This is a genomic window from Kribbella ginsengisoli (assembly GCF_039537185.1).
Taxonomy (GTDB): Bacteria; Actinomycetota; Actinomycetes; order Propionibacteriales; family Kribbellaceae; genus Kribbella; species Kribbella koreensis.
In genome coordinates this window covers 416,501-431,643 of the sequence record NZ_BAABAA010000001.1, presented here as the reverse complement: position 1 = coordinate 431,643, position 15,143 = coordinate 416,501, and the positions used below count along the sequence as shown (strand labels likewise).

The following is a 15,143-nucleotide window of genomic DNA, read 5'->3' as shown; positions in this document are numbered from 1 at the left end:
GGATGGAATCCATGTCCGGCGGTGTCATCGGTCTGAGTGAACGTGGACCAGGCCATGCGGTATTTCATGCGCTCTTCACCCAACCAGGGATGTTGCGCTCCCGCGGCCGTCTTGCTCAATTCTTCGGAGTCTCGCCCCTCACCGAGGCGGGCAGGCGTTGGTACGACGGAGCGCTGGGCGAGATCGCAGTCGGCGAACTGCTCACGAAGCTGGACTCAGGCTGGACCGTCCTGCACTCGGTTCCGGTGGGCCGGCATGGCTCCGACATCGACCACGTCTTACTGGGTCCGGCAGGCGTGTTCACCGTGAACACCAAGAACCACTCCGGCCAGCGGATCTGGGTAGGCGGAGGGACCCTTCTTGTCTCGGGAACCCGGTGCGACCACGTCAGAAACTCCGAGTACGAAGCGAGCAGAGCTTCCCGGCTGCTGACGAGTTCAGTCGGCTGGCCGGTACCGGTCCGTCCAGTGCTCGCGATACTCGATCCGGCACTCCTGCAGATCGTGCAGAAGCCCACAGGTGTCGATGTCATCGACGCACGGAAACTAGTCAAATGGCTCAAGCGCAGGCCGACCGTACTCGATGTCAACCAGCGGGCCGAGGTCGCAGCAGTCCTCGCCACACCGGCAACGTGGCGCCAGCAACCCGACACCGAGGCCGACCTCAACCGCAGCCAGGCCTTCCAAACCCTCCAAACCGCCGACCGTCAAGCCAGACGCCGACGACGCACCATCGCTGTGCTGACGTTCATGATCATCTGCGCCACGGTCCTGACCGCCTACGAACTGATCAAGCCACTGCAGCTCGTACCGTGAATGGCTGCCGACCGCAGACCAATCCCTGTTCGCCTCGACACGTGCTTCTCACCACCGGATTGAGGATGCAGCTGCTTTCCCTGGTACTCGACATCGACTAGTGGATTCGATTCCTCGCCGGGTCGTCGCCTGCCGATACGCGCCCCCTGGCACTAGCCTACGGAGATGGACACTGCGGGGGTGGTTCTCACGGCGATCGGTACTGTCGCCGGACTGGCGGGGGCGTATTTCGCATGGCTAGCGGTCAGACCGCGCAGGAAGGCCAAGGCAGCGCAGACCTCCGCATCGAGTACAGGTCAAGGAAAGGCTGCTGCAGTGGGCGCAAAGTACGACGTCTTCGTCTCCTATGCACATGAAGACCTCGACTGGGTCTTGGGCCTCGCCACGCAGCTAGAAGGCGCAGGTCTGGTCGTAGCTCGCGACGAGGTAATCCTCAAACCGGGCGATCTGCTGGTGCATACGATCGAGGAGGCGATCCGCGATTCCGCGGACAGCATCCTCGTATTCAGCCCGGCATCCGTTGCGAGTGGCTGGGTGCAGCAGGAGTACGCGGCGTTGATGCAGCGCTCCATCGAGGCCCACCGCAGGTTCATACCGGTGGTCATCGAGGACGTGGAGCTGCCGGCCTTCGCCGCGACCCGGTACTACGCCGACTTCCGGGATGTCTCTGATACCGAGTACGAGCGCGTGGTCGCCAAGATCATCGCTGCCTTGCAGTCGTAGGGAACTGACTATGAACAGTGAGAGCGTGCCGGACAACGAGGCCGTCGAGTCGAATCTGGACTTCTACATCAGCTATGCCGGACAGGACCGGCTGTGGGCGGAATGGGTCGGCACTACGCTGATGGAGGCTGGCTACACCATCGAGCTCGACGTGTGGAGCTGGCTGCCGGGCGACAACGTCATCCTGGCCAGAGAGGCGGCACTGCGGCGGGCCAAGCGAGTAGTCGCCCTGTGCTCGAACCGGTACTTCGGTGGCGGATTCACCGAGCAGGAGTGGACTGCCGTCATGGCGGCGGCCGGGCGCGGCCAAGGCGGCCGTCTCATCCCAGTCTGGATCGAAGACCTGCAGGTCGGACAACTTCCCGACCTCCTGCAATCAGTCCAGCCGATCAAGCTGTTTCAGATAGCAGAACCAGAAGCAAAAGACCGGATTCTGAATGCCTTGGCGGGCAAGGTCGGTCCGAGCGGCAACTCGGACTTCCCAGGCTCAGCTGCCCGCTACCAGCGCTCGCAAACAGGCGCGCGACTCCCCGGAACGCACCCCCGCCCGGCTGTTTGGCGTGTCCCCCTCAGAAATCCCGACTTCACCGGCCGCGACGACTTGCTTGTATCAGTACGCGAAGCACTTCTCCGGGGATCACCGGGCGTAGCCATCCTGCAAGGGCCAGGTGGTGTCGGCAAAACACAGCTGTCCATCGAGTACGCCCAACGCTTCGCAGCCGACTACGACACTGTATGGACGATCGCGGCCGAACAGCCGGACCTGATCACCGCCCAGCTGGCGGAACTCGGCGTCGATATTGGTGCCGCAAACGCAGTGGCTGACGCCCAGACGGCAGCATCCGCAGCGCTTTCCGCCCTGCGGGATCGCCAACGCTGGCTACTGATCTTCGACAATGTCGAGGACCCCGATCATCTCCTCCCCTTCCTTCCCGCAGGCCAGGGCCACACCATCGCGACCACCCGTCTAGGGCATTGGCAAGAGATCGGCCATGTCACCGCCGTCGAGGAATTCAGTCGCTCTGAATCCAAGGCGATGCTCACATCCAAAGTGACAGGTCTGCAGGATGCCGATGCCGACGCCGTTGCGGCCGCGCTCGGAGATTTGCCCTTGGCACTGGCCCAGGCTGTCGGCGTACTCCAGGCAGGCCTGCCTGCCACCGAATTCCTGCGGCTACTTGACGGCCAGGCAACCAAACTGCTGTCGCAAGGCAAACCTCGCTCCTACCCGGCCTCGCTAGGCGCGTCAACCATCCTTGCACTGGAAAAGCTGTCCGCCTCCCATCCAGCGGCCGCGGAACTACTGCACCTGTGCGGCTACCTCGCTCCTGAACCCGTTCCTGCAGTCTGGTTCGGTAGGCCATTCACCCGGAGCGAGAATGCCCCTCCGCTCCCTACCGACATCTTCGAAGCCACACATGCCTTCAACCAGATACGCGACCTGGGCTTGGCCCGCCTGGACCAGAACGGCCTCCGCGTACATCGCCTGACGCAGGCCATCCTCAGAGATCACACCCTGCAGAACCAAACCGCCTATCTGCAGGCCGTCATCGCTCTGCTGAGCACACAAACTCCTCCTGATAACACCAGCCCGGCCACGTGGCCTCAGTGGTCCCAATTGGTGCCTCATCTGCTCGCGACTGATCTCGCGGCCGCAGAAGACCGGCTCCGTTCGATGGCGTGCGCCGCTGCTCACTACCTGCTGCTCAGCGGCCAGACGGACGCAGCGCTCACCCTCACAACGACTTTGCACAGCTCTTGGACCCGAAACCTCAGTCCCAACGCGCCCGACACTCTCATGATGGCTCAGTTCTTGGCTCACGCGATATTCGACAAGGGCGACTATGCGCTGGCCGCGAAACATCAACGCGAAACCCTGGCACGTCGACGGGAAACACTTGGATACGATCATCCGGATACTCTGAACTCCGCCAACGATTTAGGAGTCAGTATCTCGGCGATGGCACTCATGGGCGAAGCCACCCTACTGAACCAAGACACCTACGAGCGCCGCCGCCGCATACTCGGCGACGATCACCCGGATACCCTGACCACCGCGAGCAACCTGGCTAGCACATACCGCGAAGAGGGTCGCCGCGACGAGGCACTAGCGCTGAACCAGGACACATACGGCCGGCTACGACGGCAACTCGGCGAAGACCACCCCCACGCCCTTCACTCCGCCAACAACCTCGCCAGCACGTACGACGACGCGGGTCGCCGGGACGAGGCACTGGCGCTGCATGAGGACACCTACGAGCGCCGCCGCCGCGTACTCGGTGACGATCACCCGGACACCCTGACCTCTGCCAACAACCTCGGCGGCATGTACCACGACATGGGCCGCCGCGACGAAGCCAAGGTGCTGCATGAGGACACCTACGAGCGCCGCCGCCGCGTACTCGGCGACGACCACCCGGACACCCTGACATCCGCGAATATCCGCGCGATGATCCTTCATAACCTCAAGCGTCGAAAGGAGGCGCTCAAGTTGCTGGAGGACACTTACCGGCGCCGCCGACGCGTACTCGGCGACGACCACCCGGACACAATTAGGTCATCTCACAACCTTGCCACTGCCTACACCGCGCTCGGGCTCCACCGTCTGGCGCGTCGAGTGGCAAGCTCGAAAAAGACTGGCGAATCCAAATCCCCGAAGCAGAAGAAGCGAAAAGGTCGATAGGCAGGGATCCGGTTCACCAGGGACGTCGGCAGTTCCAGAGCTCCGTGGGAGGCAGCCGGCGAACGCCTGCTGGAGTGCGCGCAATCAACCTTTGAACCTGCCGAGGGCCTACTGATTGGCGATCCGGCTACGCCAACTAATTCCTCTCTCTCCCATGATTGGCGAGGTTACTCGACTCTCACACCAGCTATCACTTCTTGTTCTTGTTCTTGCAGGGGGCGCCGGGGGGCGCCCCACTTCTCTCTGTACTTACCTGATTCGCATTCCTGAGATGGCTCGGGAGATTACTAGGCGCTGGATTTCGCTGGTGCCCTCGAAGATGGTGTAGATCTTTGAGTCTCTGTGCATGCGCTCGACCGGGTATTCGCGGGTGTAGCCGTTGCCGCCTAGGATTTGGATGGCGTCTTCGGTGGCCTTGACGGCTACCTCGCTGGCTTTGAGTTTGGCCATGGAGCCTTCGCCGTGGCGGTAGTCGGGGGTTTGGCCTCGCATGAGGGCGGCTGACATGAAGCCGGCTCGCCAGACCAGGAGGCGGGCGGCGTCGATTTCCATGGCCATGTCGGCGAGTTTGAAGGCGATGCCTTGGTTGTCGATGATGGGGCGGCCGAATTGTTCGCGGCCCTTGGCGTACTCCAACGCGAATTCGTAGGCGGCTCGGGCGATGCCGATGGCCTGGGAGCCTACGATGTGGCGGGTCATTTCGAAGGTGGCCATCGAGGCGTTGACGCGCGCAGCGGAGCCGTTGTTTTCGCGGGCTTTGGCCAGGCGGGCGTCGAGTTTCTCCTTGCCGCCCAGGACGTTGGCGGCGGGGATCCGGACGTTGTCGAAGAAGACGTCGGCGGTGTGGGAGGCGCGGAGGCCGTGCTTCTTGAGCTTGGTGCCTTGCTCCAAGCCCTTCACCTCAGACTTCGGTACGACGAAAGCGGCCTGGCCGCGGCTGCCCAGGGACGGGTCGACGGTGGCCACGACGACGTGGATGTCGGCGATGCCGCCGTTGGTGGCCCAGGCCTTCTGGCCGTTGATGACCCACTCGTCGGTCTTCTCGTCGTACGTCGCCTTGGTACGGATCGCCGAGACGTCCGACCCGGCGCCCGGCTCCGACGAGCAGAAAGCGGCGACCTGTACGTCGTCAGGCGTGCCGTAGCAGCGCGGGAGCCACTGGCTCCACTGCTCGGGGGTGCCGTTGGAGAAGACGGCCGAACTGGCCAGGCCGGTGCCGACGAGCGACATGCCGATGCCGGCGTCGCCCCAGAAGAGCTCCTCCTGGACGAGCGGCATCAGCAGCCCGGACGGGTCGATGAACAGGTTGATCGACCCGTCCATCGAGTACAGCCCGATCTTGGCGGCCTCCTGGATCACCGGCCAGGGGGTCTCTTCGCGCTCGTCCCACTCGGAGGCGGCGGGGCGGATCACGTCGGCGGCGAAGGTGTGCGCCCAGTCGCGGATCTCGATCTGCTCGTCGTTCAGGTTCAGGTTGAACGTCTGCCACTCCGGCTTGGACCGCTCGGCCGCGAGCTCGCCGGCCAGCGTCATCACGTCGGCCGACAAGGGGGGCGGGGTGGACTCGGTCATGGTCATCGATTCCTCCGGAGCGAGCTGCAGGGTGATCGTACGGGAGTGATGTTACCCACGAGTGTAACTATCGTTTGCACCCAGGGGTACCCGTATGACTAAGATCGGTGCATGAGCTCCGCGCTGCTCGCGATCGGACGCCGCCGGACCACGGCGGAGCGTCGTCGCGACCGCGAGCGGGACATCATCCGGGCCACCCGGGAGCTGTTCGACGAGCGCGGCACGATCGACGCCCAGATCGACGACATCGCCAAGCGGGTCGGGATCAACAAGGCGCTCATCTACCGGCACTTCGCGGGCAAAGAAGAGCTGTTCGCGCTCACGTTGGTCGACTACCTCGGCGAGTTGGACGAGCGCCTTCAAGAGGTGGACGGCCCACGCAAGGCGCCGATGAACAGGCTGCGGAGCCTCAGCGAGGTCTTCGTGGACTTCTGCCTGGAGTATCCGGCCTTCGCTGACTGTGCAATGAGTCTGCTCCGAAAGACCGGCGAGGAGTTGTTCGGGGAGATCACCGAGCCGGTGATGATCAAGCTGGGCAACGCGATGGCGGCGGCGCTCGACCGGATCTCGACGATTCTCAAGGCGGGGCAGAAGACCGGCGTCTTCGACGAGGTCGACACGGACTACCTGGCCAACCACCTCTACACGCAGACCCTCGGCGCGATGCACATGGCGCGTATGGGCCTGATCGTCTCGCGCCAAACGGGAGACAAGGCACACCCGGTGGTCCACCACGCCGACATCAGCACAGTACGAGCGACAGCGATCACCGCAACGCTCGCCACCGCGGTCGGCCGCAAGGCGCTAGCCGGTACTACGCCCGCCAAGCCGGGCCCCAAAGCACTCAAGACGAGCACCACGCGCAGTACCAAGAAGGCCACCGCCAGGCGCTCACCCTCAAGTACCGCAGGAGAGAACCAGTGACCGAGATCCGCAAGGTGGCAGTCGTCGCCGGCAACCGCATCCCGTTCGCCCGGCAGGACAAGACCTACCGGCACGCGTCGAACTCCGACATGCTGACCGCCGCCCTCAACGGTCTCGTCGACCGCACCGGACTGGGCGGCCAGGAGGTCGGCGAGGTCGTCGCCGGCGCGGTCCTCAAGCACGCCCGCGACTGGAACATGGTCCGCGAGGTGGTCCTCGGCTCGAAGCTCGCGGCGACCACCCCGGCGTACGACATCCAGCAGGCGTGCGGCACCGGACTCGAGGCCGCGATCCTGGTCGGCAACAAGATCGCCCTCGGCCAGATCGACGCGGGCATCGCCGGCGGCGTCGACACTGCATCCGACGCCCCGATCGCGGTCAGCAATGAGCTCCGCAACGTGCTCCTCGACCTCAACCGCGCCAAGTCGCTCCAAGAACGCCTCAAAGTCCTAACCCACCTAAGGCCGAAGGACATCGTTCCGGAGATCCCCCGCAATGCGGAGCCGAGGACGGGCAAGTCGATGGGCGACCACGCCGCCCTCACGGCGCTCGAGTGGGGCATCACCCGCGAGGCGCAGGACGAGCTCGCCTACAACTCGCACATCAACCTGGCCAAGTCGTACGACCGAGGCTTCCAGGACAGCCTCATCACCCCCTACCTCGGCCTCGAGAAGGACCAGAACCTCCGCGCCGACACCACCCTGGAGAAGCTGGCCAAGCTCAAGACCGTCTACGGCAAGGGCGAGACGGCGACGATGACCGCCGGCAACTCGACTCCCCTGACCGACGGCGCCTCCACGGTCCTGCTGTCCACCGACGAGTGGGCCGCCGACCACGGACTCAGGCCGCTCGCGTACCTCACCCACTCGCAGACCGCCGCGGTCGACTACGTGAAGGGCGCCGAGGGCCTGCTGATGGCCCCCGCGTACGCCGTACCGCGCATGCTCCAACGCGCCGGCCTCACCCTCCAGGACTTCGACTACTACGAGATCCACGAGGCCTTCGCCTCCCAGGTGCTCTCCACCCTGAAGGCTTGGGAGGACCCGATCTTCTGCAAGGAACGCCTCGGCCTCGACGCCCCCCTGGGCGAGATCGACCGGGCCAAACTCAACGTCAACGGCAGCTCGCTGGCGGCCGGCCACCCGTTCGCAGCGACCGGCGGCCGGATCGTCGCCGCGCTGGCCAAGCAGCTCGACGAGAACGGCGGCGGCCGCGGTCTGATCTCGATCTGCGCCGCCGGTGGCCAGGGCGTTGTCGCCATCCTCGAGAAGTAGGAGCAGACCGAAGATGACGGATCGCTACCAAACTTTCACCCGTACGCCGCTGGGCCGCACGCTGGTCAAAAACCTGGGACTGCCAGACCCGACCCCGCTGCCGCGGTGGACCGACGGATCCCCCGTGATCGACGGCCAGGTCGTCTTCGGCGCGATCACCGAAACCGACACAGGCAAGGCGATCCAGGCCCTCCTGCGCGACATCGGAGCCTCGTTCAGTACTGCCGCCGAAGGCGTCGCATCAAGCACCCTCCGCCCCAAGGCACTCGTCTTCGACGCCACCGGCGCGAGCTCCACCGCCGACCTCACCTCGCTCCAGCGCTTCTTCTCCCCCGTCATCCGCCAGCTCGCCCCGGCCGGACGCGTCATCGTCGTCGGCCGCACTCCCGAGCTGTCCGCGACCCCCGAGCAGCAGATCGCGCAGCGTGCGCTCGAAGGCTTCACCAGGTCGCTCGGCAAGGAGGTCAAGCGCGGCGCCACGGTCAACCTCGTGTACGTCGCCCCCGACGCTCACGACCAGCTCGACTCGACCCTGCGCTTCTTCCTCTCCCCCAAGTCGGCCTACGTCGACGGCCAGGTCGCCCGCATCGGCACCGGCCCCCTGGTCGGCAACGACCCGACCGCTCCCCTGGCCGGCAAGGTCGCCCTCGTCACCGGGGCAGCCCGAGGCATCGGCGCGGCCATCGCGCAGACCCTCGCCCGCGACGGCGCGACGGTCCTCGGCGTCGACGTACCGCAGAACGCCAATGACCTCCGCAAGGTGATCACCAAGATCGGCGGCCACGAGCTGCTGCTCGACGTCACCGCGATCGACGCGCCGCAACGGATCGCGGCGGCCGGCGCGGAGCTCGGCGGCCTCGACATCGTGGTCCACAACGCCGGCATCACCCGCGACAAGCGGCTGGCGAACATGCGTACCGACGCCTGGGACGCCGTCCTCGACGTCAACCTCCGCGCCCCCGAGCGGATCACCGCCCACCTGCTCGAATCCAAGGCCCTCAACGATGGCGCATCGGTGATCGGCGTCGCCTCGATCGCCGGTATCGCGGGCAACAACGGGCAGACCAACTACGCCACCTCCAAGGCCGGCGTGATCGGTCTCGTCCAGGCTCTCGCGCCCCGGCTGGCCGAGCGCAACCTGCGGATCAACGCGGTCGCCCCCGGTTTCATCGAGACCGAGATGACCGCGAAGGTGCCGTTCGCGATCCGCGAGGTCGGCCGCCGGATCAACTCGCTGCAGCAGGGCGGGCAGCCGATCGACGTCGCCGAGACGATCGCCTGGTTCGCCGACCCGGCCTCCGCGGGCGTCACCGGCAACGTGGTCCGCGTCTGCGGCCAGAGCATGCTCGGCGCCTGAGATGCCCACCCGCCGGTACGCCGATTCGCCGGGCTTCGGCGCGCTCTACGCCCGCACGGTCAAGGCCACGCTGCGCAAAGCGGAGTACGAGCCGGACCACGACGGGCTGACCCTGGAGTTGCCACGGGCAACAGTCGACCAGGACCACCTGACGGCGTACCGGGAGGTCACCGGGTTCGCGGCCGGACCCGCGCTGCCGGTCACGTACCCGCACATCCTCGCGTTCCCGCTGCACCTGGATCTGATGTCGGATCCGTCGTTCCCGTACAAGCCGATGGGCATCGTGCACCTCGGCAACACGATCACCCAGCTCAAGCCGCTGCCGATGCACGCCGAGTTCGCGATCACCGTGCACAGCGGGCCCGAGCGTCCGCATCCGAAGGGCACGGTCTTCGACGTGCTGAGCTCGGTCAGCGTGGACGACGAGGTCGTCTGGACCGACACGACCACGCTGCTGAGCCGGTCGTCCGGCGAGCCGACGGCACACGCTGACCTGCTGCCCGACCCTGGTCTTGAGCCGACCGCCGTCTGGGATCTCAGGGCCAACCTCGGCCGCCGGTACGCCGCCGCGTCCGGCGACCGGAACCCGATCCACCTGTTCAAGCTCTCGGCACAGGCTTTCGGGTTCCCCCGCCAGATCGCGCACGGGATGTGGGCCAAGGCTGCCTCGCTGGCCTCCATCCAGCGATCCGGCGGGCTCCCCGACGCGTACACGGTCCGCGTCGACTTCCGCAAACCGCTCCTGCTCCCCTCCCGCGTCACCTTCGCCCACCAGCGCTTGGGCGACGCGGTCGACTTCGCCATCTACAACCAGGACCAGACCACGACCCACTTGATCGGCCAACTCCAACCACGCTGAGTTTGTCCCGATCGACAGGACATAGTGCCCCGATCACGGCCGGTCGCCGCCTCCGTGAGCGCGGCGCTCGGCTGAGTCACCGACTATGTCCTGTCGATCGGGACGCCCATCAATCACGCCGGAGTGGGTCACACTCGGCGGTGAGCCGGTCGAGGGCCTCGCCGATCGGCGCCGGGGGCAACTGTTGTCCGTCGCGCAGGCGGAGGGCGATCGCACCCGCCGCAGCCTCGCGCGCGCCGATCACGGCCTGGTACGGCGCCAGCCGGTTCTCCCGGATCCGCGCACCCAGCGACCCCTCGTCGGCATGCGCGATCTCCACCCGGAGCCCACGATCCCGTGCCCGGCGCGCGACCTGCTCGGCAGCCTGCTCCTCGTCATCAGAGATCGGCAGTACTACGAGTTGCACCGGCGCGAGCCACCCGGGGAACGCGCCGCCGTGCACCTCGATCAGATGCGCGACGGCCCGCTCGATGCTGCCGACGATCGCCCGATGCACCATCACCGGCCGATGCTTGTTGCCGTCAGCACCGATGTACTCCAGCCCGAACGCCTCCGGCTGATGGAAATCGACCTGGATGGTGGACAGGGTCGACTCCCGGCCGGCCGAGTCGACGATCTGGATGTCGATCTTCGGCCCGTAGAAGGCGGCCTCGCCGGGCTCCTCGGAGTACTCGAGTCCGGACTTGTCCAGCACGTCGCGCAGGAGATCAGCGGCGAGCGCCCAGCTCTCCGCGTCGCCGACGTACTTGCTGGACGGGTCGCCGAGGTTTGCATCCTCAGCGGGTAGGGACAGCACGTAACCCGATGCGCTGATGCCGAGGTCGCTGTGCGCTTGCTTGATGAGCTCGAGCGCTGCGAGGGCCTCATCGGCGACCTGCTCCAGCATGCAGAAGATGTGGCCGTCGTTGAGTTGCATCGCGCGGACTCTGGTGAGGCCGCCGAGTACGCCGGACAACTCGGAGCGGTACTGGCCACCGAGCTCGGACATCCGCAGGGGAAGCTCGCGATAGCTGTGGGATCGGGAGCGGTACATGAGGGCGTGGTGTGGGCAGAGGCTCGGGCGGAGTACGACCTCCTCGTCGCCGATCGACATCGGCGGGTACATGTCCTCGCTGTACTTCGACCAGTGGCCGGAGATCTCATAGAGCTCGCGCTTGCCCAGTACAGGCGAGTAGACCTGCTGGTAGCCGGCTCTTCGCTCGACGTCGGCGATGTAGCGCTCCAGGGCCTGGCGGATCGCGGCGCCCGCGGGCAGCCAGTACGGCAGGCCGGCGCCGATCAGCGGGTCGGAGTCGAACAGGCCGAGCTCGCGGCCGAGCTTGCGGTGGTCAAATCTGGCTTGGTTGTTCACGGGTGTGGCTCCTCAACGATGAGTGAGGCGAGTGTCCACATGGCGAAGCCCCGGGGCACTCGCCCCGGGGCTTCGAAAATCGACAGTCAGCTGTCAGCGCGCCGGGACGTACCTCGGCGTCGTCGTCACCACTGCGCGCTGATTCATACCGGCAACGCTAGCAGATCGCTCAAGCTTCTTCATCGTCCAATTCGAGACCGATCGGCCGGATCAGCCCCTCCTGCGCGACCGAGGCGACCAGCCGCCCGTCCTGACTGAACAGCCGCCCCGTCGCGAATCCACGAGCACCCGACGCCGACGGCGACGCCTGGTCGTAGAGCAGCCACTCGTCCGCGCGGAACGGCCGGTGGAACCACAGCGCATGGTCGATCGAGGCCGGCTGGATCCGCCGGTCGCCGATGATGATCCCGTGTGGCAACAAGCTTGCCCCGAGCAACGTCAGGTCGCTCGCATAGGCCAGAACGCAAGCATGCAAGGCGTGGTCGTCGGCAAGCTTGCCCGAGGCCCGGATCCAGAACTGCCGCCCGGTGAGGCCGGCCAGCCGGACGTCGAGGGCCGCCCACTCCTTGTTCCAGTCCTCGGCCTTGCGACCGCTCGCCGCCTCGAAGACCGACGCGAGCGTCGGCGCCTCCTCCGGTGGGACCAGGTCGTCCGGCATCTTGTCGGCGTGGTCCAGCCCCGGCTCGGGCACCTGGAACGACGCGGACATGTAGAAGATCGTCTTGCCGCGCTGGGTCGCGACCACGCGCCGGCTGCTGAACGAGCGGCCGTCGCGGATCAGCTCGGGGTGGTACTCGATCGGTACCGACGTGTCGCCCGGGCGCAGGAAGTATCCGTGCAGGGAATGCACGATGCGGTCCTCGCCGACGGTGCGGCCGGCGGCGGCGAGCGCCTGGCCGAGCACCTGCCCACCGAACACCCGCTGGGCCGTCGTCTGCGGCTGCCGGCCGCGGAACAGGTCGTCGTCGATCTTTTCCAGGTCGAGCAGCTCGACCAGATCCTCCAGGGACTCGGGCATGCCTCATCCTGACAGCTTCTGTCTGTACTACGGACGCGCGCCCGCGCACTGCTCGTGTGTCGCCGCTCACCCGGGCATTTTCGGTGAGCTTTCGGTCGCTGCTTGTAAGTTGATGAGCACTCAACCATCAAACGAACGATTGACAGGAGTAGCTGTGAGCCCCCTCCGCACGCTGACCCGGCCCGTCCACGCTTCCCGCGACCTGGTCCTGCTGATCGCCCGCGTCGGCCTCGGCGTCGTCTTCATCGCCCACGGCTGGCAGAAGTTCCGCACCAACGGCCTCGACGGCACCGCGGCCGGCTTCGACCAGATGGGCGTGCCCGCCCCCACGCTCTCCGCGTACTACGCGGCAGCGGTCGAACTCATCGGCGGCGCAGCCCTGGTGCTCGGCGTACTGACGACCGTCGCCGGGGTCCTGTTGGCACTCGACATGGCCGGCGCGTTCCTGTTCGTGCACATGTCGAACGGGGTGTTCGTGGCAGACGGCGGTTGGGAGCTGGTCGTCGTACTGGGCCTCTTCGCCCTCGCACTGGCAGCCACCGGCCCCGGCCGCTTCAGCGTCGACGGCACGCTCACCCGGGGCGGTCAGCGCGCGCGGGTGACTGCCTGAGTCAGATCCCGCAGAGGACGGTGGCAGCGAAGCGTTCGGTGGACGAGGTCTCGTTGCGGACCGAGACCATCCACTTGGTGACGTCGGGTTGCGGGTCCGGGATGCTCATCACAGTGCTGGAGCCCAACGGGCCGCCGCTGATGATGGTGCGATTCGGCGGGCAGGTCGCCTCGGAGATTCCGTTCTGGCCCGGCGCGACGTCTTCGTAGAAGTCGGTGACGAAGGCGTCGGGGGTGATCCCGTTGGCGCAGATGGTCTGGATGGTCATCGTCCTGGGGACGGAATCCCAGTTCCGGAGCTGCCCGAAGTACGCGTTGCGCGGCTGGGAGGCGCTCATCTCCCGGAGCGAGACGTTGTAGGTGTCGGCCCAGACGCCGCCGCCCAGTACCTTGCCGCCGAGGGTGCAGTCCGACCAGCCGTTGCTGACGTCGTTCGGGGCGGCGGCCGCTGTCTCGGTGCGTACCTGGTAGTTCGTCAGGCCGCTGTAGCAGATGGCATAGACCGAGAAGACCACTGATTGGTCGGTGGGGTTCGCGATGGTTACGTCCCAGCCGGTGCCGCCGTCGATGGCCTGGGTGGAGACCAGCCGGACCTCATTTGCGCCGCCACCGCCGCCACCACCTGTGGCGAGCATGCCTGACGGGCAGTGGGTGAAGGCGTGCCAGTACTTGTGCGCGTCGGCTGTCACGAAGTACCGCACGGTCGTTGTCCTCGGGACCGCAGCCGCGGGTTGGAGCGACAATCCAACTATCATCGCGGCTGCTACGAGTGGTCCCAGCAGTTTGCTCGGTCGCATTCGGCTCCCCCAGAGCTAGCGTGTGCAGGCGTTCGTCCTGCACACGCTAGGGAGTCGCCGTCTCACGGCGATTACACCGCGATCAGTTGTCGTCTTCGCGGTTCAGTTCGGCGAGGAACTGTTCGACCTCGGCGCCCAGCTCGTCGGCTGAGGGGGTGGAGCCGGCTAGGAGGCTGCCGCGGCTTACTGAGCCGGCGGCTGCGTCGTACTGCGTCTCCAGGGCGTTGACTACCGAGGAGGCGTCTTCGGAGGCTTCTACCTGCTCGTCGACCAAGCGGCCAGTCACTGCGGCCTCATCCAGGAGGGCCTTGCTAGGGAGCAGCAGGCCGGTCGCGGCGGAGATGGCGTGGACCAGGGCCAGCGCTGCGCCCGGGAAGCGGTTCTCGGCCAGGTAGTGCGGGACGTGCACGGCGAAGCCCATCGCGTCCTTGCCGGCCTCGCCCAGGCGGACCTGCAGCATGGTCATCGCGCTCGCGGGGAGGCGCATCTCGCCGTCCCAGATGTTCGAGCGGGTGACCAGCTCCGGCCGGGTCGCGTGGGACGTCAGGCCGAGCGGGCGGGTGTGCGGGACGCCCATCGGGATGCCGTGCACGCCGATGGTCAGGGTCACGTTGTACATCTCGATCAGCTGACGGACCGCGCCGGCGAAGCGGTTCCAGTGGTTGTCGGGCTCGACGCCCTCCAGCAGCAGGAACTCGACGCCCGCGTCGTCCTTCATCAGGTGCAGCGACAGCTGCGGCGGGCTGTAGTCGATGAACCGGTCCTCGGCGAACGTCACCTCGGGACGGCGGGCCCGGTAGTCGTGCAGAAGGTCGACGTCGAACCGCGCGAGCAGCCGGTTGTCGAGCACCTCGAGCAGGTGGTCGGCCGTCACCCGGCCGGCCTGACCGGCGTCCATGAATCCGTCGAGCGAATGCACCAGCACCTTGGGCGTCGCCGCCGGGCCGGTCGCCACCGACTCGTCGACGATCTCGTAGAGGTCGTCCGGTCGCAGCATCGTCGTCTCCTTCTTAGTGGCCTTCAGGGCGGTCGGCCCCTCTATCCTGCCTTCTCTTGTGACAACGCCCGCACGCTGGGCGGTAATTCCGCCTGCTGGGATCTTTCTCACTTGGTCCTCCGATCCGCGCTGCGCCCGGTGCGTCGTCGTGTCCGGATGTGGTC

General features: G+C 66.4%; 13 protein-coding genes. 8 read left to right on the top strand and 5 right to left on the bottom strand.

Annotation, left to right across the window (positions count from 1 at the left end; genetic code table 11):
• Positions 1-2: 2 nt before the first annotated feature.
• From ABD768_RS01840 to fxsT, 3 genes are all read left to right on the top strand, one after another.
• Positions 3-815 (top strand): nuclease-related domain-containing protein, encoded by an 813-nt coding sequence (locus ABD768_RS01840; protein ID WP_344836562.1) that lies wholly within the window; start codon positions 3-5, stop codon positions 813-815.
• A 165-nt stretch (positions 816-980) separates the two neighbouring features.
• Positions 981-1,538, top strand: coding sequence for a toll/interleukin-1 receptor domain-containing protein (locus ABD768_RS01835; RefSeq protein WP_343972057.1), 558 nt, complete (start codon positions 981-983; stop codon positions 1,536-1,538).
• Between the two features lie 25 nt (positions 1,539-1,563).
• The gene (fxsT, locus tag ABD768_RS01830) at positions 1,564-4,221 is read left to right on the top strand and encodes an FxSxx-COOH system tetratricopeptide repeat protein (protein WP_344836558.1); all 2,658 of its coding nucleotides are present in this window, start codon (positions 1,564-1,566) and stop codon (positions 4,219-4,221) included.
• 249 nt (positions 4,222-4,470) lie between these two features.
• Here fxsT and ABD768_RS01825 read toward each other — a convergent pair whose 3' ends face one another.
• Positions 4,471-5,799 (bottom strand): acyl-CoA dehydrogenase family protein, encoded by a 1,329-nt coding sequence (locus tag ABD768_RS01825; RefSeq protein WP_344836556.1) that lies wholly within the window; start codon positions 5,797-5,799, stop codon positions 4,471-4,473.
• A gap of 105 nt (positions 5,800-5,904) precedes the next feature.
• On the opposite strand from ABD768_RS01825, the gene ABD768_RS01820 reads away from it, so the two are divergent.
• Genes ABD768_RS01820 through ABD768_RS01805 form a run of 4 tightly spaced genes read left to right on the top strand, consistent with a single transcriptional unit; the run spans position 5,905 to position 10,207 of the window.
• Complete coding sequence (locus ABD768_RS01820) at positions 5,905-6,717, top strand: TetR/AcrR family transcriptional regulator (protein WP_343972065.1); 813 nt, start codon at positions 5,905-5,907, stop codon at positions 6,715-6,717.
• Positions 6,714-7,991: an acetyl-CoA C-acetyltransferase gene (locus tag ABD768_RS01815; protein ID WP_344836553.1), complete on the top strand. Its 1,278-nt coding sequence runs from the start codon at positions 6,714-6,716 to the stop codon at positions 7,989-7,991. The genes ABD768_RS01820 and ABD768_RS01815 overlap by 4 nt, the downstream gene beginning before the upstream one ends.
• A 13-nt stretch (positions 7,992-8,004) precedes the next feature.
• Positions 8,005-9,348 carry a 3-oxoacyl-ACP reductase gene (locus ABD768_RS01810; protein WP_344836550.1) on the top strand — a complete coding sequence of 448 codons (1,344 nt, stop codon included), beginning with the start codon at positions 8,005-8,007 and terminating at the stop codon, positions 9,346-9,348.
• A 1-nt stretch (position 9,349) separates the two neighbouring features.
• Positions 9,350-10,207, top strand: coding sequence for a MaoC family dehydratase (locus ABD768_RS01805; RefSeq protein WP_344836547.1), 858 nt, complete (start codon positions 9,350-9,352; stop codon positions 10,205-10,207).
• A gap of 109 nt (positions 10,208-10,316) precedes the next feature.
• Here ABD768_RS01805 and thrS read toward each other — a convergent pair whose 3' ends face one another.
• Both thrS and ABD768_RS01795 read right to left on the bottom strand, forming a co-directional pair.
• A complete protein-coding gene (gene thrS / locus ABD768_RS01800) occupies positions 10,317-11,558 on the bottom strand; it encodes a threonine--tRNA ligase (protein WP_344836544.1) in 1,242 nt (413 codons plus the stop codon).
• 169 nt (positions 11,559-11,727) lie between these two features.
• On the bottom strand, positions 11,728-12,576 hold the full coding sequence (locus ABD768_RS01795) for an acyl-CoA thioesterase (protein WP_343972079.1): 849 nt from the start codon (positions 12,574-12,576) through the stop codon (positions 11,728-11,730).
• A 154-nt stretch (positions 12,577-12,730) separates the two neighbouring features.
• Here ABD768_RS01795 and ABD768_RS01790 point away from each other — a divergent pair, with 154 nt between their 5' ends.
• Positions 12,731-13,186 (top strand): DoxX family protein, encoded by a 456-nt coding sequence (locus ABD768_RS01790; protein ID WP_344836541.1) that lies wholly within the window; start codon positions 12,731-12,733, stop codon positions 13,184-13,186.
• A gap of 1 nt (position 13,187) precedes the next feature.
• Here ABD768_RS01790 and ABD768_RS01785 read toward each other — a convergent pair whose 3' ends face one another.
• On the bottom strand, positions 13,188-13,886 hold the full coding sequence (locus tag ABD768_RS01785; protein WP_344836538.1) for a hypothetical protein: 699 nt from the start codon (positions 13,884-13,886) through the stop codon (positions 13,188-13,190).
• 178 nt (positions 13,887-14,064) lie between these two features.
• Positions 14,065-14,979, bottom strand: coding sequence for a proteasome assembly chaperone family protein (locus ABD768_RS01780; protein WP_343972086.1), 915 nt, complete (start codon positions 14,977-14,979; stop codon positions 14,065-14,067).
• Positions 14,980-15,143: the final 164 nt, after the last annotated feature.

What these genes read in the sequence shown, in the direction of transcription:
- ABD768_RS01840 (WP_344836562.1), top strand. Translation starts at nt 3, where the DNA reads ATGGAATCCATGTCCGGCGGTGTCATCGGTCTGAGTGAACGTGGACCA.
- ABD768_RS01835 (WP_343972057.1), top strand. Translation starts at nt 981, where the DNA reads ATGGACACTGCGGGGGTGGTTCTCACGGCGATCGGTACTGTCGCCGGA.
- ABD768_RS01825 (WP_344836556.1), bottom strand. Translation starts at nt 5,799, where the DNA reads ATGACCATGACCGAGTCCACCCCGCCCCCCTTGTCGGCCGACGTGATG.
- ABD768_RS01820 (WP_343972065.1), top strand. Translation starts at nt 5,905, where the DNA reads ATGAGCTCCGCGCTGCTCGCGATCGGACGCCGCCGGACCACGGCGGAG.
- ABD768_RS01810 (WP_344836550.1), top strand. Translation starts at nt 8,005, where the DNA reads ATGACGGATCGCTACCAAACTTTCACCCGTACGCCGCTGGGCCGCACG.
- ABD768_RS01805 (WP_344836547.1), top strand. Translation starts at nt 9,350, where the DNA reads ATGCCCACCCGCCGGTACGCCGATTCGCCGGGCTTCGGCGCGCTCTAC.
- ABD768_RS01795 (WP_343972079.1), bottom strand. Translation starts at nt 12,576, where the DNA reads ATGCCCGAGTCCCTGGAGGATCTGGTCGAGCTGCTCGACCTGGAAAAG.
- ABD768_RS01780 (WP_343972086.1), bottom strand. Translation starts at nt 14,979, where the DNA reads ATGCTGCGACCGGACGACCTCTACGAGATCGTCGACGAGTCGGTGGCG.